Source organism: Phenylobacterium sp. NIBR 498073 (assembly GCF_027286305.1).
In the GTDB taxonomy this organism is placed as follows: Bacteria; Pseudomonadota; Alphaproteobacteria; order Caulobacterales; family Caulobacteraceae; genus Phenylobacterium.
Map to the genome: position 1 here is coordinate 2,519,299 of NZ_CP114599.1, position 26,186 is coordinate 2,545,484.

The 26,186-nt window shown below is 67.1% G+C and carries 23 protein-coding genes; 13 read left to right on the forward strand and 10 right to left on the reverse strand.

Going from position 1 to position 26,186, the window contains the following annotated elements; translation table 11 throughout:
* Positions 1 to 26: 26 nt before the first annotated feature.
* Both O4N75_RS12560 and O4N75_RS12565 read right to left on the reverse strand, forming a co-directional pair.
* Entirely contained in the window at positions 27 to 1,073 is a 1,047-nt protein-coding gene (locus O4N75_RS12560) for an enoyl-CoA hydratase/isomerase family protein (RefSeq protein ID WP_269625877.1), read from the reverse strand.
* The gene (locus O4N75_RS12565; protein ID WP_269625878.1) at positions 1,070 to 2,209 is read right to left on the reverse strand and encodes an isobutyryl-CoA dehydrogenase; all 1,140 of its coding nucleotides are present in this window, start codon (positions 2,207 to 2,209) and stop codon (positions 1,070 to 1,072) included. Before O4N75_RS12565 ends, O4N75_RS12560 begins: the two co-directional genes overlap by 4 nt.
* A gap of 105 nt (positions 2,210 to 2,314) precedes the next feature.
* On the opposite strand from O4N75_RS12565, the gene O4N75_RS12570 reads away from it, so the two are divergent.
* Genes O4N75_RS12570 through O4N75_RS12580 form a run of 3 tightly spaced genes read left to right on the forward strand, consistent with a single transcriptional unit; the run spans position 2,315 to position 4,178 of the window.
* Positions 2,315 to 2,794, forward strand: a complete 480-nt coding sequence (locus O4N75_RS12570) for a hypothetical protein (RefSeq protein WP_269625879.1) — start codon at positions 2,315 to 2,317, stop codon at positions 2,792 to 2,794.
* A complete protein-coding gene (gene hemB, locus O4N75_RS12575) occupies positions 2,791 to 3,798 on the forward strand; it encodes a porphobilinogen synthase (RefSeq protein ID WP_269625880.1) in 1,008 nt (335 codons plus the stop codon). The genes O4N75_RS12570 and hemB overlap by 4 nt, the downstream gene beginning before the upstream one ends.
* Positions 3,795 to 4,178, forward strand: coding sequence for an NUDIX domain-containing protein (locus O4N75_RS12580; RefSeq protein ID WP_267230150.1), 384 nt, complete (start codon positions 3,795 to 3,797; stop codon positions 4,176 to 4,178). The genes hemB and O4N75_RS12580 overlap by 4 nt, the downstream gene beginning before the upstream one ends.
* 17 nt (positions 4,179 to 4,195) lie before the next feature.
* On the opposite strand, the gene O4N75_RS12585 is transcribed toward O4N75_RS12580, so the two are convergent.
* Together O4N75_RS12585 and O4N75_RS12590 are read right to left on the reverse strand one after the other, a co-directional pair.
* A complete protein-coding gene (locus O4N75_RS12585) occupies positions 4,196 to 4,723 on the reverse strand; it encodes a GNAT family N-acetyltransferase (protein WP_269625881.1) in 528 nt (175 codons plus the stop codon).
* Entirely contained in the window at positions 4,720 to 5,577 is an 858-nt protein-coding gene (locus O4N75_RS12590) for an NAD(P)-dependent oxidoreductase (RefSeq protein WP_269625882.1), read from the reverse strand. The genes O4N75_RS12585 and O4N75_RS12590 overlap by 4 nt, the downstream gene beginning before the upstream one ends.
* Positions 5,578 to 5,662: 85 nt before the next feature.
* On the opposite strand from O4N75_RS12590, the gene O4N75_RS12595 reads away from it, so the two are divergent.
* Entirely contained in the window at positions 5,663 to 6,568 is a 906-nt protein-coding gene (locus O4N75_RS12595; RefSeq protein ID WP_269625883.1) for a flagellar motor protein MotB, read from the forward strand.
* An 88-nt stretch (positions 6,569 to 6,656) separates the two neighbouring features.
* Complete coding sequence (locus O4N75_RS12600) at positions 6,657 to 7,421, forward strand: arginyltransferase (protein ID WP_269625884.1); 765 nt, start codon at positions 6,657 to 6,659, stop codon at positions 7,419 to 7,421.
* A gap of 24 nt (positions 7,422 to 7,445) precedes the next feature.
* On the opposite strand, the gene O4N75_RS12605 is transcribed toward O4N75_RS12600, so the two are convergent.
* Positions 7,446 to 9,800, reverse strand: coding sequence for an arylsulfatase (locus O4N75_RS12605; RefSeq protein ID WP_269625885.1), 2,355 nt, complete (start codon positions 9,798 to 9,800; stop codon positions 7,446 to 7,448).
* 214 nt (positions 9,801 to 10,014) lie between these two features.
* Between O4N75_RS12605 and O4N75_RS12610 the strand changes: the two genes are divergently transcribed.
* From O4N75_RS12610 to O4N75_RS12630, 5 genes are all read left to right on the forward strand, one after another.
* Positions 10,015 to 10,686 (forward strand): DnaA/Hda family protein, encoded by a 672-nt coding sequence (locus O4N75_RS12610; protein WP_269625886.1) that lies wholly within the window; start codon positions 10,015 to 10,017, stop codon positions 10,684 to 10,686.
* A gap of 39 nt (positions 10,687 to 10,725) precedes the next feature.
* Positions 10,726 to 12,945 carry an RNA degradosome polyphosphate kinase gene (locus O4N75_RS12615; protein WP_269625887.1) on the forward strand — a complete coding sequence of 740 codons (2,220 nt, stop codon included), beginning with the start codon at positions 10,726 to 10,728 and terminating at the stop codon, positions 12,943 to 12,945.
* A gap of 88 nt (positions 12,946 to 13,033) precedes the next feature.
* Complete coding sequence (locus O4N75_RS12620) at positions 13,034 to 14,461, forward strand: Ppx/GppA phosphatase family protein (protein ID WP_269625888.1); 1,428 nt, start codon at positions 13,034 to 13,036, stop codon at positions 14,459 to 14,461.
* Positions 14,462 to 14,552: 91 nt separating this feature from the next.
* Positions 14,553 to 15,923 carry an alkaline phosphatase gene (locus O4N75_RS12625; RefSeq protein ID WP_269625889.1) on the forward strand — a complete coding sequence of 457 codons (1,371 nt, stop codon included), beginning with the start codon at positions 14,553 to 14,555 and terminating at the stop codon, positions 15,921 to 15,923.
* Between the two features lie 78 nt (positions 15,924 to 16,001).
* A complete protein-coding gene (locus O4N75_RS12630) occupies positions 16,002 to 17,267 on the forward strand; it encodes a serine hydrolase domain-containing protein (protein ID WP_269625890.1) in 1,266 nt (421 codons plus the stop codon).
* Positions 17,268 to 17,704: 437 nt separating this feature from the next.
* Here the strand turns inward: O4N75_RS12630 and rnd are convergent, their stop codons facing one another.
* On the reverse strand, positions 17,705 to 18,892 hold the full coding sequence (gene rnd, locus O4N75_RS12635) for a ribonuclease D (protein WP_269625891.1): 1,188 nt from the start codon (positions 18,890 to 18,892) through the stop codon (positions 17,705 to 17,707).
* A gap of 92 nt (positions 18,893 to 18,984) precedes the next feature.
* On the opposite strand from rnd, the gene purM reads away from it, so the two are divergent.
* Positions 18,985 to 20,010 (forward strand): phosphoribosylformylglycinamidine cyclo-ligase, encoded by a 1,026-nt coding sequence (gene purM / locus O4N75_RS12640; protein ID WP_269625892.1) that lies wholly within the window; start codon positions 18,985 to 18,987, stop codon positions 20,008 to 20,010.
* A gap of 16 nt (positions 20,011 to 20,026) precedes the next feature.
* Here purM and O4N75_RS12645 read toward each other — a convergent pair whose 3' ends face one another.
* The 3 genes from O4N75_RS12645 to O4N75_RS12655 are packed head-to-tail and all read right to left on the reverse strand — an operon-like array spanning position 20,027 to position 23,191.
* Complete coding sequence (locus tag O4N75_RS12645; RefSeq protein ID WP_269625893.1) at positions 20,027 to 20,806, reverse strand: enoyl-CoA hydratase-related protein; 780 nt, start codon at positions 20,804 to 20,806, stop codon at positions 20,027 to 20,029.
* Positions 20,803 to 22,023, reverse strand: coding sequence for a CoA transferase (locus tag O4N75_RS12650; protein ID WP_269625894.1), 1,221 nt, complete (start codon positions 22,021 to 22,023; stop codon positions 20,803 to 20,805). The genes O4N75_RS12645 and O4N75_RS12650 overlap by 4 nt, the downstream gene beginning before the upstream one ends.
* Positions 22,024 to 22,033: 10 nt before the next feature.
* On the reverse strand, positions 22,034 to 23,191 hold the full coding sequence (locus tag O4N75_RS12655) for an acyl-CoA dehydrogenase family protein (RefSeq protein WP_269625895.1): 1,158 nt from the start codon (positions 23,189 to 23,191) through the stop codon (positions 22,034 to 22,036).
* Positions 23,192 to 23,400: 209 nt separating this feature from the next.
* Between O4N75_RS12655 and O4N75_RS12660 the strand changes: the two genes are divergently transcribed.
* Positions 23,401 to 23,598: a hypothetical protein gene (locus O4N75_RS12660; protein WP_269625896.1), complete on the forward strand. Its 198-nt coding sequence runs from the start codon at positions 23,401 to 23,403 to the stop codon at positions 23,596 to 23,598.
* A 131-nt stretch (positions 23,599 to 23,729) separates the two neighbouring features.
* Here O4N75_RS12660 and ndk read toward each other — a convergent pair whose 3' ends face one another.
* Positions 23,730 to 24,149, reverse strand: a complete 420-nt coding sequence (gene ndk, locus O4N75_RS12665) for a nucleoside-diphosphate kinase (RefSeq protein ID WP_267230125.1) — start codon at positions 24,147 to 24,149, stop codon at positions 23,730 to 23,732.
* A gap of 133 nt (positions 24,150 to 24,282) precedes the next feature.
* Between ndk and O4N75_RS12670 the strand changes: the two genes are divergently transcribed.
* Positions 24,283 to 26,169 (forward strand): ABC-F family ATP-binding cassette domain-containing protein, encoded by a 1,887-nt coding sequence (locus O4N75_RS12670; protein ID WP_269625897.1) that lies wholly within the window; start codon positions 24,283 to 24,285, stop codon positions 26,167 to 26,169.
* The last annotated feature ends 17 nt before the right edge of the window (positions 26,170 to 26,186 follow it).

Genomic DNA, 26,186 nt, shown 5'->3' on the forward strand with positions numbered 1-26,186 from the left:
TGGCCCGGGCGATCCTTGTGTCGGCGTCAAGCTAGCGGCGACCACTCCTGGTCGGAAGGAAGCGGCGCGAAAATCTCATCGAGCATGGCCTCGCTGACGCCCTCGGGCGTAGGCGGGTTCCAGCGCGGTGAATTGTCCTTGTCGACGATGACCGCCCGCACGCCCTCGATGAAGTCGTGACGCTGCACGACGCGGGCGCCGATACGGTATTCCATCGTCATATTTTCGGCGAAGGACTCCATCTTCCCGCCGAGACGCAGCTGGCGCAGCGCGACCTTCATGGTCTGCGGCGACTTGGTCGCCAGCACCTTGAGCTGCTCCAACGCCCATTCGGTCCCGGCCGCCTTCAGGCCAGCCAAGATCTCCTCGAGCGTATCGGCCCCGAAGATCTTGTCGATCTCGTCCTGGTGCGCAGCCAGCGGCGGACGACCGGCGTCCCCTTCGTATTCGGTCAGCAAGCGGTCTACGGCGGCCGGATCGGCCACGATCGCCGCCTTCAGCGCCTCGACCTTGCCGCTCTCCACGAAGTCGGTGGCGACCCCGATCAGCTCGCAGTCAGCCGCCTTGATTCGCCCTCCGGTCAGGGCCAGCCAGGTTCCGATATGGCTGGGCATGCGCGGCAAGAACCACCCGCCTCCGACATCGGGAAAGAGGCCGATGCCCGTCTCAGGCATGGCGAAGGTGGTCCGCTCGGTCGCCACGCGATAGCCGGCCGGCATGGAGAGGCCCACGCCGCCGCCCATGGTGACGCCGTCCATGATGACGACCACCGGCTTGGCGTACTCGAACAGCAGGTGGTTCAGGCGGTACTCGATGAAGAAGAACTCGCGCGCGTCCTTGCCGTCGCGAGCGCCGCTATCGGCCAGCATGCGGATGTCGCCGCCAGCGCAAAAGCCGCGCTCGCCGGCGTGATCGAGCAGCACCAGCTTCACGACGGGATCGTCACGCCAGGCCAGCAGCGCGTCGGTCATCGCCGCGCACATCGCCGTGGTCAGGGCGTGCAGCGCCTTGGGCCGGTTCAGCGTGATCCGCCCGACACTACCTTCGACACGGATCAGGACTTCATCGGTCATTGCCGGAACATCTCCCGGGCGATGATCACCCGCATGATTTCGTTGGTGCCTTCGAGGATCTGGTGGACCCGCAGGTCCCGCACGACTCGCTCGAGCGGATAGTCCTTCAGATAACCGTAACCGCCGTGAAGCTGCAGCGCCTGGTTGGCGACGTCAAAGCCGGCGTCGGTGGCGAAGCGCTTAGCCATGGCGCAGTACTTGGTGGCCTGCGGATCGCGATTATCGAGCGCATTCGCGGCCCGGCGCACCATCAGCCGCGCCGCCTCCAGCTCGGTCGCCATGTCGGCGATCTTGAACTGCAGCGCCTGGAAGTCGGCGAGCTGCTTTCCGAACTGCTTGCGCTCGGTCATGTAGGCCTGGGCCGTATCGAGCGCGAAGGCCGCGCCGCCGAGCGAGCAGGAGGCGATGTTCAGCCGCCCGCCGTCGAGCCCCATCATCGCGAACCGGAAGCCCTCGCCCTCCCCGCCGATCCGATTCTCAACCGGGACGCGGACATTGTCGAAGTTCACCTGGGCCGTGGGTTGGGCGTTCCAGCCCATCTTCTTTTCCTGGGCCCCGAACGAGAGGCCAGGCGTCCCGCTCTCGACCACGATCGCCGAGACCCCCTTGGCGCCCGGCTCGCCGGTGCGCGCCATGACCACGTAGAGGTCCGAGACCCCGCCCCCGGAAATAAACGCCTTGGAGCCGTTGAGGACGTAGTGGTCGCCATCCAGTGTCGCCGTCGTGCGCAGGGCGGCCGCATCCGAACCCGAGCCGGGCTCGGTCAGGCAGTAGCTGGCGATCAGTTCCATGGTCGTCAGCCGGGGCAGATACTTCCGCCGCAGCTCCTGCGAACCGAAACGGTCGATCATCCACGAAGCCATGTTGTGGATCGTCAGATAGGCCGCGACCGAGACGTCGCCGTAGCTGAGCGCCTCGAAGACGATCGAGGCGTCGAGCCGGGTCAAGGCCGAACCGCCGACGTCCTCTCCGATGTAGATCCCAGCGAAGCCGAGCTCAGCGGCCTTGCGCAGCACGTCCGTCGGGAAATGCTTGTCCTCGTCCCAGCGCGCCGAGTTCGGGGCAAGTTCCGCCTCGGCGAACGCCATCGCGGCCTCCTGAATTGCGCGCTGATCGTCGGAGAGGGTGAAATCCATTCGCTCGAACCCAGGTTTGAGAGGCTGACTTGAGCAAGTCGCTCTGCTGGCGCAACCTGTCAACGACGCGACGCGCGGGGGCGTGTCTTTCTCGGGGTCTATTGCATGGCGGTCCAAGGGGTCGACGGACGCAGCGGCGAGTCCGCGCGCAATCTCGCCTTCATCAACTACGCCCTGCTGTTCTCAGCGATCTTCTTCGCCGGAGTGCCGGCGCTGATCGCCGCGATCATCGCCTATTCGCAGCGCGACGAGGCGCCGCCGACCATCGGCTCGCACTACAGCTTCCAGATTCGGATCTTCTGGGTGGCGTTCGTCATCGCCCTCGTGGCCGGTCTCTGCTTTCTCGGGGCGGTGGTCAGCATCGCCGGCGAGCTTTTCCAGGTCACGCGCCTGGAGGGCTGGCGCATACCCGATCAGGTGCAGGTCAAGCTGTCCGACGTGACGGTCGATCGAACGCTGATCGTCCTATTCGCCGGAACGGGCCTGTTTTCGGCGATAGGGGGCCTCTGGCTGGTGTTCGCGCCCGCCCTGGGCTTCATCAGGCTTGCGTCGGCGCAGGGGATGGGCCACAGCGCGCGCTCATGAGCATGCCCCCCCTCGCCGCCTACCCCGCCCTGCGTCTCCGTCGCTTGCGCCAGGCCGACTGGGTCCGACGCCTGGTCCGCGAAAGCGTCCTCACCCCCGCCGACCTGATCTGGTCGATGGTCGTGCATGAAGGCGAAGGCGAGGTTCCCGTCGCCTCGATGCCGGGCGTCTCGCGCCTGTCCGTCGACCAGTGCGCCCAGGCTGCCGTCGAAGCCCGCAAGCTCGGCATTCCGGCCATCGCCATCTTCCCGCATATCGACGGGGCCAAGAAAGACGCCGCCGGTTCGCTGGCCGCCGACCCGAACGGGGTCGTCTGCCGCGCCGTGAAGGCCATGAAGGACGCCGCGCCCGAGGTCGGCATCATGTGCGACGTCGCCCTGGACCCGTTCACCGACCACGGCCACGACGGGATCATCGAGGGCGACAAGATCGCCAACGACGCGACCATCGAACGGCTGGTCGAGCAGGCTCTGGTCCAGGCGCGCGCCGGCTGCGACATCCTCGCCCCGTCGGACATGATGGACGGCCGCTGCGGCAAGCTGCGCGAAGCGCTGGAGGCTGAGGGCCTGCAGGACGTGATGATCATGTCCTATGCGGCCAAGTTCGCCTCGGCGTTCTACGGTCCCTATCGCGACGCCATCGGCTCGGGAAAGCTCGGCACCGCCGGCCCCGCCGACAAGAAAACCTATCAGATGGACTCGGCCAACACCGAGGAAGCCTTGCGCGAGGTCGCCCTCGACATCGCCGAGGGCGCCGACATGGTGATGGTCAAGCCGGGCATGCCCTATCTCGACATCGTCAGCCGGGTGGTCCGCGAGTTCAACATGCCGACCTTCGCATTCCAGGTCTCCGGCGAGTACGCCATGATCATGGCCGCCGCCCAGAACGGCTGGATCGACGAGGAACGCGCGATCCTGGAAAGCCTGGGCGCCTTCAAGCGCGCCGGGGCGGCCGGCATCATCACCTACTTCGCACCGCGCGCCGCGCGGATGCTGGGGGCGTGAAGGCCGTCGAGATCGTCGCCGGCGTGATCCGCGATCATGGGGGCCGGGTGCTGACTGTGCGCAAGCGCGGCACGACCGCATTCATGCTGCCCGGCGGCAAGCGCAATCCGGGCGAGGCCGACATCGACACGCTCTCGCGCGAACTGGGCGAGGAGCTCGGCTGCGACCTGGTCAGCGCCGAGCACCTCGGCACCTACGACGCGCCGGCCGCCAATGAGCCCGACACGCGGGTCTATGGCGCGATCTACCTGGCGCAGGTCGCCGGCGGCGTCCTGCCTAAGGCCGAGATCGAGGAGCTGCTCTGGATCGAGCCGAAGTCGCCCCCCAGCGTGCGGCTCGCGCCGCTGCTGGAGCGGCAGGTGCTGCCGCGGCTGGGCTAATGCCCGCCTCGACCGTGCTAATCCTCGAGCGCTCGGCTGAGAAATAGGGCGAATTCCCCCTCCGACTCGGTGCCGTCGTAGAGTGTCAGGTCAAAGCCCGTAACCTGGAATTCCAGCGCCTTGTACGCCTCTATGGCGGGCGTGTTCACGCTGCTCGCCTCCAACCAGAGATGGCGTGCGCCAAGGCCCCGCGCGTGCGCCGCCACCACGTCGATCAGGCGGCGGGCCACTCCCTGGCCACGCACCGACGCATCCACATAGAGATGCCAGAGCGCCAGGCGTCGATTCCACTCCTGGAAGCCGACCGCCGCAAACCCGCACGGCGTTCCGTCGCGAACAGCGACCCAGGCCGTGTCCCAGGCGCGTTCGACTTCCCGCAGGTCGTCAAGCGGCAGCACCTTCTCCACCGCCACGCCATAAGGAAGAAACTCGATACCGTGGTCCCCGCGGATCGGCGCTAGGGCCGTATCGCTCCGAAACGAACGATCAATGGCCTCGATCGCCTCAATATCGTCCGGCAGCCGCGCCGGCCGAATTTCAATCACGGCTTCTCCAATCGCGCCACCAGGCTCGACGTATCCCAACGATTTCCGCCGAGCTCCTGCACCTCGCCATAGTAGCCGTCGACCAGGGCGGTCATGTCGAGCCTGGCTCCGTTGGCCTGGGCCTCGTCGAGCACCAGGCCCAGGTCCTTGCGCATCCAGTCGACCGCGAAGCCGAAGTCGAAGCGGTTCTCGGCCATGGTCGTCCAGCGGTTGTCCATCTGCCAGGACTGCGCTGCGCCCTTGGAGATCGCCGCGGCGACCTCCAGCGGGTCGAGCCCCGCGCGCTTGGCGAAGTGCATGCCTTCGGCCAGGCCCTGGACGACGCCGGCGATGCAGATCTGATTGACCATCTTGGTCAGCTGCCCGGCGCCCGGGCCGCCCATCAGGCGGGTGGCTTTGGCGAAGGCGGCGATCACGGGTTCGGCCCGGGCGAAGGCGGCCGGATCGCCGCCGCACATGACCGTCAGCTGGCCGTTCTCGGCCCCCGCCTGCCCGCCGGAGACCGGCGCGTCGACGAACCAGCGGCCGCCCTGACCGGCCAAGTCCGCCATCTCGCGCGCCACCTTGGCGGAGGTCGTGGTGTGATCGACGATGATTGCGTCTGCCGCCATGGCCGACAAGGCCTGGGCGACGACGCCGCGCACGTCGTCGTCATTGCCGACGCACAGGAAAACGATCTCCGCGCCCGCGGCGGCCTCGGCCACGGTCGCAGCAGCCGCGCCGGGATGCAGGCCCGCCCAGGCCTGCGCCTTCTGCGGGCTGCGGTTGAACACCGTCACGTCGTGGCCCGCCTTAGCCAGATGTCCGGCCATCGGAAAGCCCATGACACCCAGGCCCACGAACGCGACTTTCATTCCAACTTCCTTCTTAAGCTCAACGCCATCTTAACGGCCTCCCGCGCAGTTTGGCGGGAAATCAGGGCTTCCGAGGTAGAACACCATGGCGATGGGCGAAGCGCCTATCCTGATCAAGAAGGTCAAGAAAGGCCACGGGCACGCCCACCACGGCGGCGCCTGGAAGGTGGCCTATGCCGACTTCGTGACGGCGATGATGGCCTTCTTCCTTCTGATGTGGCTGATCAACACCACGAGCCCGGAGCAGAAGCGCGGCATCGCCGACTATTTCGCGCCGGCCAGCGTGTCGGAAAGCACCTCGGGCTCCGGGGGCATCCTCGGCGGCACCGCCTTGGGCGACGACGGGGCGATGGCCGCCGGGTCGCAGTCGATGGTCGAGGAAATGGCGCCTGAGTCGCGCAATCCCAACGACGGCACCCAGACCGACGCGGCCAAGGAGATGGCCCGCGAGGCCTCGACCGAAGCCCTGCGCGAAGCGGTGCTGCAACGCGAGCAGGCGGCCTTCGCCTCGGCGGCGCAGTCGCTGCGCCAGGCGCTGCAGGACATGCCTGAACTGGCCGAGCTTTCGAAGAACATCCTGATCGACGTCACGCCCGAGGGGCTGCGCATCCAGCTGGTCGACCAGGAAGGCCGCTCGATGTTCGCCAACGGCCGCACCGAACCCAACGACCGCGCCAAGCTGCTGCTGCGCGCCGTCGCCCGCGTCATCAACCAGTTGCCCAACCGGATCAGCGTCTCGGGCCATACCAGCATGTCGCCAAACGGCGCGAAGGCCGACGGCGACTGGCAACTGTCGGCCGGCCGCGCCGACGCCTCGCGCCGTGTGCTGCAGGCCTCGGGCGTCGACCCGGATCGCGTCTATCAGGTTTCGGGCAAGGCCAATTCGGAACCGCTGTACCCGGACGATCCGACCCTGGCCGGAAACCGTCGGATCGCCATCGTGCTGTTGCGCGAGGCCCCTGTCCTGCCCCCGGATCACGGCCTGCAATGAGGAGTTCTCTTCACTGACGCATGGGACCTTGCGCCCGAGCTTCCCATGACGCCTAATCGGTCCAGGCGCACTGTTTCGAGAGCGGTCCGTGACGCAGCACTTTCCGACGCGACAGCTCAGGTTCTTTCTGACGGCGCCCAGTCCGTGCCCTTACCTGCCGGACCGCCACGAGCGGAAAGTCTTTGCGCACCTGCCGCTGTCGGACGGGGCGAGCGTCAACGACAGCCTGACCCAGGTCGGCTTCCGTCGCTCCCAGAACATCGCCTACCGCCCGGCCTGTGAAAGCTGCTCGGCCTGCGTGTCGGCCCGAATCCCGGCCCGCGACTACGAATTCTCGCGCTCGGAACGCAAGGTGCTGGCGCGCAACGAAGACATCGAGCGCCACCTGGTCGAGGCCGAGGCGACCATGGAGCAGTTCGACCTGCTCCGCCGCTATCTGACCACCCGGCACGCCGACGGCGGCATGGCCGAGATGACCTGGCCCGACTACGTCGCCATGGTCGAGGACACCGCCGTCAGGACCCACATCATCGAGTATCGGCTGCGTTCGAAGGACGGCGGCCCCGGCGATCTGATCGCCTGCGCGCTGGTCGACCTGATGAACGACGGCCTCAGCCTGGTCTATTCATTCTACGACCCTGCGCTCGCGCGGCGGAGCCTCGGCTCGTTCATGATCCTGGACCACGTCGTCCAGGCCAAGCTGACGCAGATACCCTACGTCTATCTCGGCTATTGGGTCCGGGGCTCCGAGAAGATGGACTACAAGGTCCGCTTCTCCCCGATCGAGCTGCTGCGTCCGGAAGGCTGGTCGCTGATGTCGGCCCGCGACCGGGTTCGGCCGACGGAGGCCTGAGCCCCCCGTCGCCGCGCCTCGTCGCTACTGGCGGGCCATCGCCACCTTCAGCCGCTCTTCGGCGCTCACCAGGTGATCGTGGTCGTCTCCCTTGAGGTCGATCTGCACCCACTCGATCTTGCCGGTGAAGCTGTTGCCGGTCGTGCCGTACTCATAGGACGCCGGCGATCCGGTGTCGCAGCCGACATCGCAGGCTTCGTCCGCTGAATAGGCCATCGGCTGAGTCTTCTCGACACGCCCCTTGCCGACCTGCTTGCCGTCATAGAACAGCGTCAGGTCGCCCCCCTTTCCAAGACCGCCGCCGTCATACTTGAACTCCATCCGCACCTGATGGTCACCCGGGGGAATGGCGGCATCGGCGGCGATGATGAAGTACTCGATGCCGAAGTAGTTGAAGCAGCACTTCAGCTTGCCCTGCTTGGCGTAAAGCGCCCAGCCCCCGGCCTCGCCGCCTTGAGTGATGATCACGCCCTCGGCGCCGCCGGCGGGGACCGTGATCTGGGCGGTCACCGCGTAGGACTTGTTCTTGAGGGTGAGAATGCAGGCCTCAGAAACCCGCATGCCCGGGAATAGCAGCTGGCTCTCGCCGGTGATCATCTGAGGCCGTCCGGCGATGTCAGGATTGATCCGCTCGAAACCTCGATCGTCCAGCGGCACCACATTGTACTTGGTCGCCTCGATCAGCCAGAGCCGCTGCAGGTCGGCGAGCTTCTTCGGTTCCTTGGCCGCCAGGTTGTTGGACTGGGTCCAGTCGTCGGGGCCGTAGAGCTCCCAGACGTCCTCATCGAACGGCCGCGGCGCGTCGGCCTTCCACGGGGTCCGGTGGCGGGTGCAGGCCGTCCAGCCCTTATGATAGATGCCGCGGTTGCCCATAATCTCGAAGTACTGGACCGTGTGGATTTCCTCCGCCCTCGGATTGGTGAAGGTCGAGACCATGCTGGAGCCTTCGAACGGCGCCTGTGCGATGGAATTGACGATCGTCGGCTCAGGCAAGCCGCAGACCTCCAGGACCGTCTTGGCGACGTCGATCACATGGTGGAACTGATCGCGGGTCTCGCCCTTGGCCTTGATCACCCGCGGCCAGTGGACAATCGTTCCATTGCGGGTGCCGCCCCAGTGAGAGGCGATCTGCTTCGTCCACTGGTAAGGTGCACAAAGCGCATGCGCCCAGCCGACGGCATAGTGGTTGTAGGCCTTGGGCGTCCCGAAATCGTCGATCTTGCTGAGCAGGAACTCCGGCGTCTCGATGCCCGGCAGGCCGTTGAGCGTGCAGAGCTCATTGAAGCAGCCGTTGATCGTGCCTTCGGCCGAGGCCCCATTGTCGCCGATGATCAGGTAGATCAGCGTGTCGTCCATGACCCCGAGATCATTGATGGCGTCGATGACCCGGCCGATCTCGTGGTCGGTCTGCTCCATGAAGCCGGCATAGATCTCCATCTGCTTGGCCAGGACGGGCTTGAGCTCCGCCGGCATGTCGTTCCAGGCAGGGATTTCCTCGTGCCGCTTGGTGAGTTGCGCGTCCTTGCCGATGACGCCGAGCGTCTTCTGGCGAGCGAACGTCTCCTCGCGCAGCTTGTCCCAGCCGCCGTCGAACTTGCCCTTGTACTTGTCGGACCACCCCGCCGGTACGTGGTGCGGCGCGTGGGTGGCGCCGGGCGCGTAGTAGACGAAGAACGGCTTGTCCGGCATCAGCACCTTCTGCTGGCGGATCCAGGTGATTGCGCGGTCGGCCAGGTCCTCGTTGAGGGTGTAGCCCTCCTCCGGAGTTCTCGGCGGCTCCACCGCCGTCGTCCCCTCGTACAGACCCGGATAGTACTGGTTCGCCTCGCCGCCGACGAAGCCGTAGAAGTGCTCGAAGCCGGAACCGGTCGGCCACTGGGTGAACGGCCCCATCGGGGAAACCTCCCAGATCGGGACCTCGTGGCACTTGCCGAACTGCGCGGTCGAGAAGCCGTTGAGCTTTAGGATTTCGGCCAGCGGCGCCTTGTCCTTCGGGCGCACGCCGCTGTTGCCGGGAGCCGACGTGCCCATCTCGGTGATCGCGCCCATGCCGACCGAGTGGTGGTTGCGGCCGGTCAGCAACGCCTGGCGCGTGGGCGAACACAGGGCCGTGGTGTGGAAACGGATGTACTTGAGCCCGCCGCCGGCCAGCTTCTCGAAGTTCGGGGTGTGGCACGGCCCGCCGAACACGGACGAGGAGCCGAAGCCAGCGTCATCGACCAGGAAGATCACGACGTTGGGGGCCTGCTTGGGCGGCTGCAGCGCCCTGATCGGCGGGTAGCGGGTGTCCGGATCCTTAGCGTCGTAGGTCGTCAGACCGACGTGCTTGGGCTCCGGAATGGGCAGGATCGTGCGGTTCAGTTGCTCGTCGGCGGGCATGGCGCAATCTCCGGCTTTGGACGCCGATCCTCGACAATGCGCCCCCGGATGGGCCTCGGGCGTTCACCTGAGAAACGCCGCGTATCGGCCCCTGCGCGGCCCGTTTCGCCCACATTTTCAGCTAATCATCCCCAGGCCGCCCCTTCGCGTGCGTCGACCCCGCCGCAGCGTCTTGGTAAATTGAGGCTCTGTTTCAGTTGCCTGGACCTGGCGCATGACGCGGCAATTACGCCTGAGGCTCCGGCGCCCGGCTTCCTACGCTCGCGAAGACTTGGTTCGCGGCCCTTCCAACGCCCTGGCCATCGCCACGCTGGACGCTTGGCCGGCCTGGCCAGGCGGCGCGCTGGCGCTGTTCGGCCCCGCAGGCAGCGGCAAGACGCACCTGGCGCGGGAGTGGGCGCATCGCGTCGGCGCGTTGATCATGGACCGCGTCGTGCCCGACGTAGCCTCGGCCGTCGGACGCCCGGTGCTGATCGAGGACGTCGATCAGGGCGTTGACGACGAAGCGCTGTTCCACCTGATCAACATGGCCGGGCGCGACGGCGCCGGCCTGCTGCTGACCGCGCGCGAGGCGCCGACGGCGTGGCGCGCCGAGCTCCCCGACCTGCGCTCGCGCCTCAACGCGCTGTTCGTCGCCGAAATCCAGGAACCTGATGATGAAGTGCTGGAGGGCGTACTAAGAAAATTCTTCCGCGAGCGGAGCATTCGCCCGCCCAAGGAGGTTTATCCATATCTCCTGCGCCGCATGGAACGGTCGATCCCGTGCGCGCGCGAAATCGTGAAGCGGCTGGATGAGGCCGCCGATGATGAACAGCGCCCCATTTCGCGCATGCTTGCGCGACAGATTCTTGAAGATGATACGGAGAATCTTGACCTTTTCGAGTGATGACTTGCGGGACCCGACCGGCTGGTCCAGAACCGGCCCATGTCTACGGAAGCGCCCTTGATGACCTACGCCGCCCCTTCGCCGCGGCCGGCCGACGCCAGTCCGCTGGCCCTCGATCAGGAGCTGTTCGGCTCCCCTGACCGCTTCTTCAATCGCGAACTCTCCTGGCTGGCCTTCAACGAGCGCGTGCTCGACGAGAGCAAAAACCCCCGCCATCCGCTGCTCGAACGCCTGCGGTTCCTGTCGATCTCGGCCAACAACCTCGATGAATTCTACATGGTGCGCGTCGCCGGCCTGAAGGCCCAGGCCCGCGAAGGCGTCCGCGTCGTCTCGCAGGACGGCCTGACGCCGGTGGAGCAACTGTTGCGGGTCAACGCCGAGGCCGCCAACCTGATGGCCGACCAGCAGTCGCAGTGGCGCAGCCTGCGCAAGGAGCTGGCCGGCGAAGGCCTGACGGTCGTCATGTCGGACGAGGTCAGCGCGACCGAGAAGCAAGCTCTTGAAGGGATCTTCCTGTCGCGCGTCTTCCCGGTGCTGACGCCGCTGGCCATCGATCCGGCGCATCCATTCCCCTTCATCCCGAACCTGGCGTTCTCGATCGTCCTGAAGCTCAAGGGCAAGTCGGACGGCCGCATGCTCTACGCCCTGGTGCCGATCCCGGCCCAGGTGGCGCGGTTCTGGGAACTGCCTGCCCCGCCGACACGTCGCAAGCGCCCAGAGCGCCGCTACATCAGCCTGGAGAGCCTGACGGCGCTGTTCCTCGACCACCTGTTCCCGGACAGCGATATCGAGGCCCTGGGCGTCATCCGGCTGATCCGCGACAGCGACGTGGAGATCGAGGAAGAAGCCGAGGATCTGGTGCGCGAGTTCGAGGTGCGCCTTAAGCAACGCCGGCTCGGTTCGGTGGTCCGCGTCGAGATCGAGGCCGCCATGCCCCCGGATCTGCGGACTTTCATCGTCGAAAACCTGCACGCCAAGGAAGAGGACATCATCCTCATCGACGGTCTGCTGGGCCTGGACGAGCTGTCGCAGTTGATCCCATCGAACCGACCGGACCTGAAGTTCAAGCCGTTCGAGGCGCGGTTCCCCGAGCGAATCCGCGACTATGGCGGCGACTGCTTCGCCGCCATCCGCGCCAAGGACATCCTGGTCCACCACCCGTTCGAGAGCTTCGACGTGGTGATCCAGTTCATCCGCCAGGCCGCCCGGGATCCGAACGTGCTGGCGATCAAACAGACCCTGTACCGGACCTCGTCCGACAGCCCGATCGTCGCGGCGCTGATCGAGGCCGCCGAGAACGGCAAGAACGTCACCGCCCTGGTCGAGATCAAGGCGCGCTTCGACGAGGAGGCCAACCTGAAGTGGGCGCGCGACCTGGAGCGCGCCGGCGTGCACGTCGTGTTCGGCTTCGTGGAGTACAAGACCCACGCCAAGCTCTCGATGGTCGTGCGCAAGGAAGGCGACCAGTTGCGCACCTACTGCCACTTCGGGACCGGCAACTACCACCCGGTCACCGCGCGCATCTACACCGACCTGTCGCTGTTCACCTGCGATCCGGCGTTGGGCCGCGACAGCGCCAAGGTGTTCAACTTCATCACCGGTTACGCCAGGCCCGAGCACCTGGAAAAGCTGTCACCCTCGCCGCTGACCATGAAGGCCGACTTGCTCACCTTCATCATGCGCGAGGTCCAGGCGGCCCGCGCCGGCAAGCCGGCCGGCATCTGGGCCAAGCTGAACTCGCTGGTCGACCCGGTGATCATCGACGCCCTCTACGAGGCGAGCCAGGCCGGGGTGTCCATCGACCTGGTGATCCGCGGCATCTGTTGCCTGCGCCCAGGCGTTCCCGGCCTCTCGGAGAATATCCGGGTTAAGTCGATCGTCGGACGATTCCTGGAACATGCCAGAATCGTCGCCTTCGCCAACGGCGCGGCGATGCCCTCGGCCGAGAACCGGGTGTTCATCTCGTCAGCCGACTGGATGCCCCGTAACCTCGATCGACGTGTGGAATGCCTGACGCCTGTCGAGAACCCGACAGTCCACCAGCAGGTGCTGCAGCAAATCATGGTGGCCAATCTGAAGGATGAAGCGCAAAGCTGGACGCTCGACGCGGACGGCCGCTATACCCGGGACCCATCATGGGACCACCCGGGCGCCTTCTCCGCGCACGAGTACTTCATGACCAATCCCAGCCTGTCGGGCCGGGGGCAGAAGGTGAAGGACATGCCGCGCGCGATTGATCATGTGGCCCCGCGCGGATAGCCGGGCTTTCCAAGGCGACCCTGGGGCTGACGCGTTTCAGGATCCGAGTTCGCGCCAGACCGCCGTCATCGACGTCGGCTCAAACTCAGTGCGCCTGGTCATCTACCGCCTGGAAGGGCGGGCGATCTGGACCGTCTTCAACGAAAAGGCCCTCGCCGGCTTGGGCCGCGATCTGCCCGCCACCGGCCGACTGTCGCCGGAAGGCGTCGAGACCGCGATGGTCGCGCTGCGCCGGTTCCGAGCCGCGCTGAGCGGCTGGAACCGGGCCGACATCTTCGCGGTGGCGACCGCCGCCGTTCGCGAAGCTTCGGACGGCCCGGCCTTCCTGGCCCGCGTCGAGATGGAGACCGGCCTGCGGCTGCGGGTGGTTTCCGGCGCAGAGGAGGCGCGCTACGCCGCGCTCGGCGTGGTCGCCGGCCAGCCGGACGCCGCCGGGGTCGTCGGCGACCTTGGCGGCTCAAGCCTCGAACTCGTCCATCTGGACCCCGCCGCCCCCCGCGACGGGATCACCTTGCGACTCGGACCGTTCGCGCTCGGCGCACCCCGTCCGCTGGACCTCGACAAGGTCCGAAAGATCATCGACCAGCGGATCGACGGCGCGGGCCTGGCCTTCCGTTCGCGCGAATTCCACGCCGTCGGCGGCGCCTGGCGGAACCTGGCGCTCCTCCACATGGAGATGGCCGACTACCCGCTTCGCGTCGCCCACCAGTACGAAATGAACCGTTCCGACGCCGTCGATGTCGCTCGCTTCGTCGCCCGGCAATCCAAGGGCAGCCTGGAGCGGATGCAGGGGCTGTCCAAGAAGCGCTTCGACACCCTGCCCTATTCCGCCCTGGTGCTCGACGCCCTGATCGAACGTCTCGGCATCGAACGCATCGTGATTTCAGCCTACGGCCTGCGCGAAGGCCTGCTGCTGGAGGCCATGCCGCCGGAAGAGGCCGCGCGCGATCCGCTAATCGAGGGCTGCGAAGCGCTGACCACGGTGCGCGGCCTTTCCGCGGACCTCGGCGCTGCGCTTCACAGGTGGCTGCAGCCGGCCTTCGCCCAACTGCCCCCCGTGTTCGGCGCCCGTGAGCCGACCCTGATCGCAGCGGCCTGCCGGCTGGCCGATCTAGGCGCGCGGCTGCACCCCGACCATCGCGGCGAGCTGGCCTTCGAGCAGGTTCTGCGCGCGCCGATCGCCGGCATGAACCACCCCGAGCGGGCGTTCCTCGCCAGCGCCGCCTTTGCTCGGCATTCGTCGGCGCCTAGCACTCCCGACCCGCAGACCGTCGCCAAGGTGCTGTCGACGGAACGCCGCCAGCGGGCCCGGGCGCTCGGCTCGGCGATCCGCCTCGGCTGCGACCTCTCGGGCCGCAACGCCAGCCTGCTGCCCCGCTCGACCCTCGCGATCGAGGGCGACCGGCTGTCGCTTTCGGCCCAGGAGGGCTGGGGCGACATGCTGCTCGGCGAGCAGACGACCAAGCGCGCGCAGGCGCTGGCCCAGGCCCTTCGGTTGAAGCTGCAGGTCGGCTGACGCCAACCGACACCAAGCTGTCATCGGCGCGTCATGCCGCTGTAGCCAATCACCGCCAAGAGGACGCCCATCTGTATGGAGGGCGTGAACTTTGGCGAAGATCGGCGGCAAGTTGGCGGCGGGACTTTGCGCCTTGGCCTTGGCGAGCGGACCGGCCTCGGCCGCCGAGCGGGCCAAGAACGTCATCCTCTTCATCGGCGACGGCATGGGGGTCTCCACCCTGACCGCGGCGCGGATCTATGACGGCCAGAAGCGCGGCGTCGACGGCGCCTCCAACCTGCTTTCCTTCGAGCGCTTTCCGGACCTGGCGCTAGTGCGCACCTATTCCGCCGACAGCCTGGTCACCGACTCGGCCGCAGGTGCGTCGGCCCTGTTAACCGGGCGCCGGACGCTGAACGGAGCGCTCGGCGTCACCGACCAGATCAGGTTCGCCGACTGCGCCTCGACCAAGGGACAATCAGCCCCGACGCTGGCCGAGCAAGCCAAGCAGGCCGGACTGGCGGTGGGCGTCGTGACGACCGCCGCGATCACCGACGCGACCCCGGCCTCGCTCTATGCCCACACCCCTTCGCGCCGCTGGCAATCGGACGCCGACCTGCCGCCGGAGGCCGTCAGCGGCGGCTGCACGGACATCGCCCGCCAGATGCTGGACGTCCCCAAATCAAAACGCTTCGACGTCATGCTCGGCGGCGGCCAGGCCAACTTCGTCGCGGACGACGGCAAGCGGATGGACGGTCGCGACCTGACCGCCGAATGGCGGCAGGCCGGCGGGCTCTATGTCCAAACGGCAAGCGAGCTGGCCGCCGCCCCCAAGACCGACGCCCCGCTGCTGGGTCTATTCGCCCCGAACAACATGATGCGCGACAGCGCCCGCCTGGCGACTGGAACCGACGCCCCGACCCTGTCGCAAATGACCAGCCAGGCGATCGAACGGCTGGCCCGAAACAAGAAGGGCTATTTCCTGATGGTCGAGGGCGCGCTGATCGACAAGGCGCACCACGTCAGCCTGGCCGGCGAGGCCTTGAGCGAGACGGTCGAATTCGCCAAGGCGATCGCCGCGGCCGCAGCGATGACCGATCCGAACGACACCCTGATCGTCGTCACCGCAGACCACAGCCACGGCCTGACGATCAACGGCGGGGCCCGCGACACCTCCATCCTCGGCGTCCTGCAGGGCAATGACGACGACCCGCCGGTGGCGCTCGACGGCCGCATGGTGCCGATCCTGATGTACGCCACCGGCCCAGGCGCCCCGGCCGCCGGCGAGCCGCGCCCCGTGCCCGGCAAGAGCGACATCGACGATCCGGACCGCCTCACCTACGCGGCTGTGCCGCTGCCGAGCGCGGCGCACACCGGCGAGGATGTCGCGGCCTATGCCCGGGGTCCCGGGGCCTCGAAAATCCGCGGCCTGATGGACCAACCCGGCGTCAACCGGGTGATGCGCGAGGCGCTCGGGCTCTAACTGAGCCATCGCCCCTAGCCACACCGGCGTACCTCCCCCTAGAATTCGCGCAACAAGAATCTCCAGGGGGGAAACGTCATGAGCATTACGCGCAAGGGTCTGCTCTATGGGTTGCTGGCTTCGGCGGCCATCGTTGCGGGTCCGGCCTTCGCCGAGGTCAAACTTGCGAACCCGACCGAGGCGGGAATGTCCACGGACGGCCTCGCAACCCTCGACAAGAACTTCCACGGCCTGGTCGACGAGGGGCGGTTGGCCGGCGTGACCACCCTGGTCGCCCGCCACGGCAAGGTGGTTCACTTCGACGCCTACGGCGTGCAGGACGTCAACACAGGCGCGCCGATGAAGCGCGACACGATCTTCCGCATCGCCTCGATGACCAAGCCGGTCACCGGCGTGGCGATGATGATCCTCTACGAAGAGGGCAAGTGGAAGCTGGACGATCCGGTCGCCAAGCATATTCCCGAGTTCGCCGACCTGATGGTCAAGGGACCGGACGGGACCCTAGTCGCGCAGACTCATCCGATGACCATGCGCGAGTTGATGAGCCATACGGCGGGCTTCGACGTTTCCGGTGGATACGCCCCTGACGTCACGGACCGCAATCAGCCCCTGCAGGCGATGATCGACAAGCTGGCTAAGCTGCCGCTGGCGACCCAACCGGGCACGGACTGGCGCTACGGCCCCAGCGTCAACATCCAGGGCTACATCGTCGAGAAGCTGTCGGGCCAGCCGCTGGATGTCTTCTTCCAGCGGCGGATCTTCGCACCGTTGAAGATGACCGACACCGGCTTTGCGGTCGCGCCCGCCAGCCTCTCGCGGGTGGCCTCGATCCACACCTATGACGCGACGAAGAAGCTGATCGCTCCGCCCAACCCGTTCGACCCCTCGGTAAAGCCGGCCTTGCTGTCCGGGTCCGGCGGCCTGTTCTCGACCACCGAGGACTACTGGCGGTTCTCGCAGATGCTGGTCAACGGCGGGGAATTGGACGGCGCACGCATCCTGAGGCCCGACACCGTCAAGCTGATGCGCCAGAACGTCCTGAAGGACGGCGTGCTGGTCGACCTCTACGGGCCCAGCATGCAGGGCGTCGGCTTCGGCATGGATTTCGCGGTCATCCTCGATCCGGCCAAGGCCGGGACCCTGCAGGGCCAGGACAGCTACTACTGGGGCGGCGCATTCGGCACCTGGTTCTGGATCGACCCGACCAACGACCTCGTTTTCGTCGGCATGATCCAGAACCTGAACGGCTCCATCCCTGGCCGCGACACGCCGGACGTCCGTTCGATTTCCTATCCGCTGGTCTATGGCGCGATCACCGAGACCGGCCAGCAGGACGCCCAATAGCAAGAAGGCGGCGCAGTGGTTTCCCGCCGCGTCGCCTTCTCATTCCAAGCCAGGCTTGAAGGTCTCGAGGTCTTCGACTTCGCTGGCGGGCGAGATTTCTCTGGTCGGCCAACTCTGTCGTCGTGACCCTTCGATCGGCGGCCTTGGGTCGCCCCGCGGCTGCGTCTCTTGGAGCCTTCCGCTCGCCTTTCGATCCGGTCTCCCGGTTCGCCGCGCCGCGTTTCCTTTCGACGAGTTCAGCCTCGCGCCGATCCCACCGCCCCGCAAGCCCGCCCGCACGCCGACATACCGCCGTTCGGTGGATAAGCGGTGGGCAAGGCTGTCGACGAACCGAGATACGCCAAACACCGCAAGCCTTCGGCGTTATCCACAGCTTCGTCTGGGTCGGAAGGCCGACGTCCGCCGCCGTGCCCGCCGCAGGCGCGCCTGCCGAGCGTCTACTCCGCCGCTTCGGTCGCCTTGGCCTTGGGCGCGCGTCGCACCTCGACGACGCGCACGCGGGCGCCGTCCAGGACCAGGGCCAGTTCCCCGCGCTTCAGGCGCAAGGCGTCCTCGCCGAACGCCTCGCGCCGCCAGCCGGTCAGGGCCTGGGTCTTGGCGTTGTCGTCATTGGCGATCTGCTCGAGGTCCGAGACCGTGGCGATCAGCTTGGACGCCACGCCGGCGTCTTCCGAACGCGCCTTGAGCAGCACCTTGAGCAGCTCGACGACGGCGCCGGCGGCCGGCGACGGCTGGTGCTTGGTTTTCTCGATGACCGGGGCGTAGGCCTCGGGATCCTTCAGCGCCTCGCGCACGGCGGCCAGCAGGTCCGGCCCAAAGCGCGAACCGGAAAAACCCTTCGGCACCGAACGCAGTCGGTCGAGCCCATCGGCGTCGGTCGGCGCCTGGGTCGCAATTTCATCGATGGCGTCGTCCTTGAGGATCCGGCCGCGCGGCTGATCGCGCAACTGGGCGGTGCGCTCGCGCCAGGCCGCCACCGCCTTGAAGATCGCCAGATACTTGGCCGTGTGCCGGCGGGGACGAAGCCGCTTCCAGGCGTTTTCCGGGCTGACGTCGTACATCGTCGGATCGGTCAGGCTGCGCATCTCGTCGACCACCCAAGCCAGGCGACCGTCCTTCTCCAGGCGGGCTCGCAGCATCGGATAGAGCTTGGCCAGGTGCGTCACATCGCCCACGGCGTAGACCAGCTGGGCGTCGGTCAGCGGCCGCCGCGCCCAATCGGTGAAGCGCGACGACTTGTCGATTTCGACCTTGAGCATCTGGCGGACCAGGGCGTCATAGGCGATCTGCTCGCCGAACCCGGCGGCCATGCCGGCCACCTGGGTATCGAACAGCGGCGTCGGCATCGCATTGAGGTTGTTGAAGATTTCAACATCCTGGCGCGCGGCGTGAAAGACCTTCTCGATCTTCGGATCGCGCAGAATCTCCAGGAACGGCTCCAGGTCGATGCCGTCGGCCAGCGGGTCGATCACAGCCTCGGCGTTCGGCGCGGCGGCCTGGATCAGGCACAGCTTCGGCCAGTAGGTCGTCTCGCGCATGAACTCGGTGTCCACGGCGACGAAAGGCTGGTCTTTGATCTTGTCGCAGAACGCCTGGAGGTCGGCGGTAGTTGTAATCGGCGTCATCAAGTAGCTATACGCTCGCGCAGGGCCGAGTCTGCAAGCGCCCGATGCGCGCAGCGGCCAATTTCTAGTCGTCCTAGCACCAAAGGCGTCACATGACCGACCGGCCCAATGGCCTCACCTACGCCCAGGCCGGCGTCGACATCGATGCCGGAAACGCCCTGATAGAGCGTATCAAGCCTCTGGCCAAGGCGACGCGTCGTCCCGGCGCCGATGCGGCGCTTGGAGGCTTCGGCGCGCTGTTCGATCTGAAGGCGGCCGGTTACGAGGACCCGCTGCTGGTCACGACGACCGACGGCGTCGGCACCAAGCTGAAGATCGCCATCGACACCGACCAGCACGACACCGTCGGGATCGACCTCGTCGCCATGTGCGTCAACGACCTGTTGGCCCAAGGCGCCGAGCCGCTGATGTTCCTGGACTACTTCGCGACCGGGAAGCTGGACGTCGACGCCGCCGCGCGCGTGGTCGCCGGCATCGCCGAAGGCTGCACCCAGGCCGGCGCGGCGCTGGTCGGCGGCGAAACCGCTGAAATGCCGGGCATGTACTCGGAAGGCGACTACGACCTGGCCGGCTTCTGCGTCGGCGCGGTCGATCGCGGCGGCGTGCTACCCAAGCTGGACGCCCAGCAGCCCGGCGACATCCTGATCGGCCTCGGCTCGTCCGGCCCGCATTCCAACGGCTACTCGCTGGTCCGCCGGATCGTCGAACGCTCCGGCCTGGCCTGGGACGCGCCGGCCCCGTTCGAGGAAGGCAAGACCCTGGCCCAGGCGCTGATGGCGCCGACCAAGATCTACATCAAGAGCGTGCTGCCCCAGATCAAGAAGGGCCGCATCAAGGGCTGCGCCCACATCACCGGCGGCGGTTTGATCGAGAACCCGCCCCGCGCCATCGCCGAGGGCCTGGTCCCGAAGTTCGACTGGAACGCCTGGACCATGCCGCCCGTCTTCCAGTGGCTGTCCGAGGTCGGCGGCGTCGCCGAGCACGAGATGCGCCGCACCTTCAACTGCGGCGTCGGCCTGATCCTGATCGTCGCTCCGCACGATCTGCCCGACGTTCTGGATGGCCTGCTGCACGCCGGCGAGGACGCTTTCGTCTGCGGCGAGCTCGCGGCCGCCTAGGGAGATCAAGGGGGAGCTACTCCCCCTTGAACACCGCCGTGCGCTTCTGATTGAAGGCCGCTACGCCCTCGCGGCGATCCTTGGTCTTGAACAGGCGGTTGTACTCGACCAGTTCCAGCGCCATGGCCTTGTCCAAGGGCAAGGCCGCCCCGCCGCGGACAACCTTCTTGAGGGCCTTGACCGACAAAGGCGCCTTGCCGGCGATCACCCGTGCGCGCTCCAGCACCTGCGGCATGAGTTCGTCGGGTGGAACCACATGATTGACCAGGCCAAAGTCCAGCGCCTGGGCCGCATCGATCGGCAGACCGGACATCAAGAGCTCGGCCGCCCGGCGCTCGCCAGCGGCGCGGACAATGTACTGGGTGCCGCCGAGCCCCGGAATGATGCCAAGCCCCACTTCCGGCAGGCCGAGCCGCGCCGTCTGCGAGGCCCAGGCAAAATCGCAAGCCAGCGCCATCTCACAGCCGCCGCCCATGGCTGCGCCGTTGACCGCCGCGATGATCGGGAACGGACAGGACAGTTGCGCGCGGATCATCGCCTCGAACATGACGTGCTGATCGGACCAGGCCTGGTCGCTCATGCCGTCGCGTTCTTTCAGGTCGGCGCCGGCGCAGAAGAACCGGCCCGCGCCTGTCAGCACCGCCACCCGCACCGAGGCATCCTTGGCGAGCGCGGTCCAGAGCGCGAGCAGCTCCTCGCCCATGGCGGTGTTCAGCGCATTGGCGGCGTCCGGCCGGCTGAGGGTGACGACCTTGACCCCTGGAGACGGCTCACTGACCTCGATCGTACTGCTCATCGTCCCTCCGGTCCGGCCACGACGCCGGCGTCATGCAATCTGGCGATCTCTCCGCCCGACATTCCAAGCACCTCGGCCAAGACTTCGTCGGTGTGCTGGCCAAGGCGCGCAGCGCCGCCGGCCGGCCGCCGCTCCTCCTGGGGAATGGTCCCGGCAAAGCCCGCTGTCGGATAGGTCCGGCCGCTGGGATGGGTCGCCTCGGCGAAGATCGGGTTGCCCTTGATCAGCCGCGGGTCCTCCGCCGCCGCGCTCATCGGCTGATATGGCCCCCAGCAGACCCCTTCCTTGTCGAAGGCGGGCTTCAGCTCGGCCAGGCTCTTGCGGGCGAACGCCGCCTCGAACAGCGGAAACAGCCGTGCGCGGTGATCGAAGCGCAGGCCCTCGTCGGCGGCGAAACTGACGCCGAGCTCGGCTTCAAGGGCGGCGACCGGCCCTTCGATCTCCAGGACCTGGGTCAGCCCCTTCCACTGCCGCGGCGTGATGGCCACCAGCATGATCCGTTGGCCGCCCTTCAGCAGGAAGTCGCGGCCGAAGGCGCCGAACAGGTCGTTGCCCATCCGCTGCCGGTCCTGACCGCCGAGGCTCTCGGCGAGATAGCCGAGGTTGGCCATGGTCGTGCCGGCGATGTCCGACAGCGGGATGCGGATCTCGCGCCCCTTGCCGTCCCTCTGACGGGCGTGCAGCGCCGAGACCAGGGCGAACGCCGCATAGGCGCCGGTCAGCAGGTCCCAAGCCGGCAGGACGTTGTTCACAGGCCGTGGCTCTTCCGGGAAGCCATTCAGCATCGGCACGCCGACCGCGCTGTTGACGGTGTAATCGACGGCCGGGCCGCCATCGGCCCAGCCCATCACCCGCGCGCAGATCAGATCGGGTCTCACCGCGCTCAATTTCTCATAGGATAGAAAGCCTTCGACCGGAAAGTTGGTGACGAAAACACCGCCCTCCTCGCCCGGGGCGGCAGCCAGCCGCGCCGCCAGTTCGCGGCCCTCGGGCCGGGACAGATCGATGGCGATGGACTTCTTGGCCTTGTTCAGCCCTTCCCAATAGAGGCTCTCGCCGCCTTCGCTGAGCGGCCAGCGGCGAAAGTCCGGGCCGCCGCCGATGTTGTCGAACCGGATAACCTCAGCGCCCAGTTGCGCCAGATAGAGCCCGCAGGTCGGTCCGGCGACGAAAGCCGAACCTTCGACCACGCGCAGGCCCTTCAGAAGATCGTACATCCCGCGGCCCTCAAAACGATTTCGGCATGCCCAGCACGTGGGTGCCCACGTGGCTGAGGATCAGGTTCGTGGAGATCGGAGCCACCTGGTAGAGTCGGGTCTCGCGGAACTTGCGTTCGATGTCGTAGTCCTCGGCGAAGCCGAAGCCGCCGTGGGTCTGGATCGCCGTATCGGCCGCGAACCACGAGGCCTCCGAAGCCAGCATCTTGGCCATGTTGGCTTCGGTGCCGCAGGGCTGGCCCGCGTCGAACATCGCCGCGGCCTTGTCGACCATCAGCGCGGCGGCGGTCACCTGGACGTGCGCCCGGGCGATCGGGAACTGGACGCCCTGGTTCTGGCCGATCGGCCGGCCGAAGACCTCTCGCTCGGTGGCGTAGCGGCTGGCGCGGTCCACAAAGAAGCGTCCGTCGCCGATGCATTCCGAAGCGATCAGAATGCGCTCGGCGTTCATCCCGTCGAGGATGTAGCGGAATCCCTTGCCCTCCTCGCCGACCAGGTTCGCCGCCGGAACCCGCAAGCCGTCAAAAAACAGCTCCGTCGTGGCATGATTGAGCATGGTCCTCACGGGGCGGATGGTCAGGCCGTTGCCGACCGCCTCGCGCAGATCAACGAGCAGGACGCTCATCCCGTCGGAAGGCTTGGCCGCATCCTCGCGCGCCGTCGTGCGGCACAGCAGCACCATCAGATCGGAATGCTCGGCGCGGCTGATCCAGAGCTTCTGCCCGCTCACCACGTAATGGTCGCCCTCGCGTCGCGCGAAGGTGGAGATGCGCGTCGTGTCGGTCCCCGCCGTCGGCTCAGTGACGCCGAAGGCCTGCAGGCGCAGTTCCCCGGATGCGATCTTCGGCAGGTAGGCCTGCTTCTGGGCCTCGCTGCCGTGCTTGAGGATCGTGCCCATGGTGTACATCTGGGCGTGGCAGGCGCCGCCGTTGCAGCCCGAGCGATGGACTTCCTCGAGAACGGCCGTCGCGGCGGCCAGGCCAAGCCCGGACCCGCCGTAGGTCTCCGGGATCAGGACCGACAGGAACCCCGCCTCGGTCAGCGCGGCTACGAACTCCTTGGGATAGGCGCGCTCGCGATCACGCTCGCGCCAGTATTCGCCGGGAAACTGGGCGCACAGCTTGCGCACGGCCTCACGGATCTCAGGAAAATTCTCCGTTCCGCTCAAGCCCGCCTCCACCAACGCACAAGGTCCGGCTCCAGCTAGCCGAAAGCTCTCCGAGGGGAAAGCCATGCCGCAACGTCACCGACGGCTTGAACAAGCTTAAGTGTTCGCGCCCGAAAACTAGAGCGAACTCAAATACAACTTCCGAGAATTTGCGAATCGTTAACCAAGTTCTGGCGGAACTTCAGTGCGCTTGCGTTGTTCGAACCGGCATGGACAGCATGAACCGCAATGAACGCTTGCATAGGGAGGCCGTCAGCCTCTGGCGCGCGTTGAGCGCCGACCCGCCGCCAAGAGGTCTGCGCGGCGAACGCCTGCTGGATGCCGCGCTGCACCTGAAGATGGCCGACAAATACGACCGCTTTCATTCGCCGCACCTGCGACCGAGCCAGATCGTTCGTCCTCGCTGACTCCGGATAAGAGAAGGCCCCGCCCGGCGTGCGCCGAACGGGGCCTGTCATGCGGCTGGTCCGCTGGGGGGACCGGAGTGGGGCTCGTGGCCGCGCTTGTTCAACGCGGCTGAGGCCCAGCCGTTCCCAAGTCAGCCGACGATCTGATCGTCGGTGAAGAACTGGGCGATTTCGATCTTGGCGTTGTCCAGGCTGTCCGAGCCGTGAACCGAGTTTTCGCCGACGTTCAGGGCGAACAGCTTGCGGATCGTGCCGTCAGCGGCCTGTTCCGGGTTGGTCGCGCCCATGACTTCGCGGTACTTCGCGACGGCGCCTTCGCCTTCCAGGACCTGCACGACGACCGGCGCCGAGGTCATGGTTTCAACCAGCTCGCCGTAGAACGGGCGCTCAGCGTGCACTTCGTAGAACTTCTTGGCCTGAGCTTCGGTCATCTGGATGCGGCGTTGAGCGACGATGCGCAGGCCGGCGCCTTCGATCACGGCGTTGATCTGGCCGGTCAGGTTCCGCTTGGTCGCATCCGGCTTGATGATCGAGAAGGTGCGTTCGGTCATGTGATTTGCTTGTCTTATTCTTGGGGAGGCGCGGGTCCCGCGCGGGTGGCGGGCTTATAACCGCCCGATGTGACGACGCCAAGCGCACGACGGTCGCCTTGTACGGCGGTCTCTGCTAAGGCCCCGCCCTCCCATGCTGCAGATCAACGACCTTACCTTCGACTCCTGGGGCCGCCGCTTCTTCGACCATGCGAGCGTCAGCATACCCGTGGGCGCCAAGGTCGGCCTGGTCGGACGCAACGGCGTGGGCAAGTCCACGCTGTTCAAGCTGATCCTCGACCAGCTGCACGCCGGCGACGGCGAGATCGGCTATCCGAAGCAGGCCCGCATCGGCTCGGTCGATCAGGAACATCCGGCCACCCCCGTGCCGTTGATCGACACGGTGCTGGCCGCCGACGAGGAGCGCGCCGCGCTGCTGCACGAGCTGGAGACCGCCGATCCCGAGCGGATGGGCGACATCTACGGCCGGCTGTCGGAAATCGGCGCCGACCGCGCGCCGAGCCGGGCGGCGGAAATTCTCTCCGGCCTCGGCTTCTCGAACGATGACCTCACCCGCCCGATGGCGGAGTTCTCGGGCGGGTGGCGCATGCGGGTGGCCTTGGCCGCCGCGCTGTTCGCCGAGCCTGACCTGCTGCTGCTGGACGAACCGACCAACTACCTCGACCTGGAAGGCGCGCTCTGGCTGGAAAACCGGCTGAAGAAATACCCGTATACGGCGGTGATCATCAGCCACGACCGCGAGATCCTGAACAACAGCTGCGACCACATCCTGCACCTGCTCGACGGCAAGCTGACCCTGTATGTCGGCGGCTACGACCAGTTCGAGCGCCAGCGCGAGGAAAAGGCCCGCCTGCAGGAAGCCACCAAGGCCAAGGTCGAAGCGCAACGCGCCCACCTTCAGTCCTTCGTCGACCGGTTCCGCGCCAAAGCGTCGAAGGCGACCCAGGCCCAGTCGCGCCTGAAGATGCTGGCCAAGCTGCCGCCGGTGTCGGCGGTGGTCATCGAGCACACCGCCCCGTTTCTCCTGCCTTCCCCCGAGCGTCCGCTGGCGCCGCCGCTGGTGCGGCTGGAGGGTGTCGCCACCGGCTATGCTGACGGCCCGCCGATCCTCAAAGGGCTGAACCTGCGGCTCGACCTGGACGACCGCATCGGCCTGCTCGGGGTCAACGGCGCCGGCAAGTCGACGTTCGCCAAGCTGGTCGCCGGCGCGCTGGAGCCGCTTGCCGGCGAGCTTAAGCGCTCGGCCCGGCTGAAGGTAGGCTGGTTCCACCAGCATCAGATCGAGGCCCTAGACCCGAACGACACCCCGCTGGACATCATCCGCCGCGAAATGCCCGAGGCGTCCGAGGCCAGCCGTCGCTCGCGCCTGGCGCAGTATGGGCTCGGACACGAGAAGGTGGAGACCTCAGTCGCCAACCTGTCCGGCGGCGAGCGCGCGCGCCTGCTGCTCAATCTGGTCGCCGCCGAGAAGCCGCACCTGCTGATCCTCGACGAACCGACCAACCACCTCGACATCGACAGCCGCCGGGCCCTGCTCGATGCGCTGAACGACTACGAGGGCGCCGTGATCCTGATCACTCACGATCGCTCGCTGATGGAACTGGTCGCCGACCGCCTCTGGCTGGCCTCGGATGGAACCATCGCCCCGTACGACGGGGACATGGATGACTACGCCAGGTTCGTCATCGAGCGCGCCAAGCAGGCCGGTAAGGCGCCCACCCAGGTGCGCGAAGCCGAGCCCGTCGCTCCCGCCAAGCCGCCGCCGGCGACCAGGGCCAAGGCGCCGACCGGCACCGCCCGCCGTCGCGCCGAGGCCGCCGAGGCTTCGCTGGCCCGCGCCAGCCAGGCGCTGGCCCGCATCGACGCTGCGCTCACCGACCCGAAGGTGTTCAGCGAAAACCCCGCCAAGGCCGCCGAACTCGGCCGGCAACGGGCTGCGGCCGAGGCCGCGCTGGAGGCGGCCGAACAGGAATGGTTGGAGGCGACCGAAGCCTACGAGGCGATGAAGGGCGAGGGCTAGAGCCCCTTCCCCTGCCG

What these genes read in the sequence shown, in the direction of transcription:
- O4N75_RS12560 (WP_269625877.1), bottom strand. Translation starts at nt 1,073, where the DNA reads ATGACCGATGAAGTCCTGATCCGTGTCGAAGGTAGTGTCGGGCGGATC.
- O4N75_RS12565 (WP_269625878.1), bottom strand. Translation starts at nt 2,209, where the DNA reads ATGGATTTCACCCTCTCCGACGATCAGCGCGCAATTCAGGAGGCCGCG.
- O4N75_RS12570 (WP_269625879.1), top strand. Translation starts at nt 2,315, where the DNA reads ATGGCGGTCCAAGGGGTCGACGGACGCAGCGGCGAGTCCGCGCGCAAT.
- hemB (WP_269625880.1), top strand. Translation starts at nt 2,791, where the DNA reads ATGAGCATGCCCCCCCTCGCCGCCTACCCCGCCCTGCGTCTCCGTCGC.
- O4N75_RS12590 (WP_269625882.1), bottom strand. Translation starts at nt 5,577, where the DNA reads ATGAAAGTCGCGTTCGTGGGCCTGGGTGTCATGGGCTTTCCGATGGCC.
- O4N75_RS12595 (WP_269625883.1), top strand. Translation starts at nt 5,663, where the DNA reads ATGGCGATGGGCGAAGCGCCTATCCTGATCAAGAAGGTCAAGAAAGGC.
- O4N75_RS12605 (WP_269625885.1), bottom strand. Translation starts at nt 9,800, where the DNA reads ATGCCCGCCGACGAGCAACTGAACCGCACGATCCTGCCCATTCCGGAG.
- O4N75_RS12610 (WP_269625886.1), top strand. Translation starts at nt 10,015, where the DNA reads ATGACGCGGCAATTACGCCTGAGGCTCCGGCGCCCGGCTTCCTACGCT.
- O4N75_RS12615 (WP_269625887.1), top strand. Translation starts at nt 10,726, where the DNA reads ATGTCTACGGAAGCGCCCTTGATGACCTACGCCGCCCCTTCGCCGCGG.
- O4N75_RS12630 (WP_269625890.1), top strand. Translation starts at nt 16,002, where the DNA reads ATGAGCATTACGCGCAAGGGTCTGCTCTATGGGTTGCTGGCTTCGGCG.
- rnd (WP_269625891.1), bottom strand. Translation starts at nt 18,892, where the DNA reads ATGACGCCGATTACAACTACCGCCGACCTCCAGGCGTTCTGCGACAAG.
- purM (WP_269625892.1), top strand. Translation starts at nt 18,985, where the DNA reads ATGACCGACCGGCCCAATGGCCTCACCTACGCCCAGGCCGGCGTCGAC.
- O4N75_RS12645 (WP_269625893.1), bottom strand. Translation starts at nt 20,806, where the DNA reads ATGAGCAGTACGATCGAGGTCAGTGAGCCGTCTCCAGGGGTCAAGGTC.
- O4N75_RS12650 (WP_269625894.1), bottom strand. Translation starts at nt 22,023, where the DNA reads ATGTACGATCTTCTGAAGGGCCTGCGCGTGGTCGAAGGTTCGGCTTTC.
- O4N75_RS12660 (WP_269625896.1), top strand. Translation starts at nt 23,401, where the DNA reads ATGGACAGCATGAACCGCAATGAACGCTTGCATAGGGAGGCCGTCAGC.
- ndk (WP_267230125.1), bottom strand. Translation starts at nt 24,149, where the DNA reads ATGACCGAACGCACCTTCTCGATCATCAAGCCGGATGCGACCAAGCGG.
- O4N75_RS12670 (WP_269625897.1), top strand. Translation starts at nt 24,283, where the DNA reads ATGCTGCAGATCAACGACCTTACCTTCGACTCCTGGGGCCGCCGCTTC.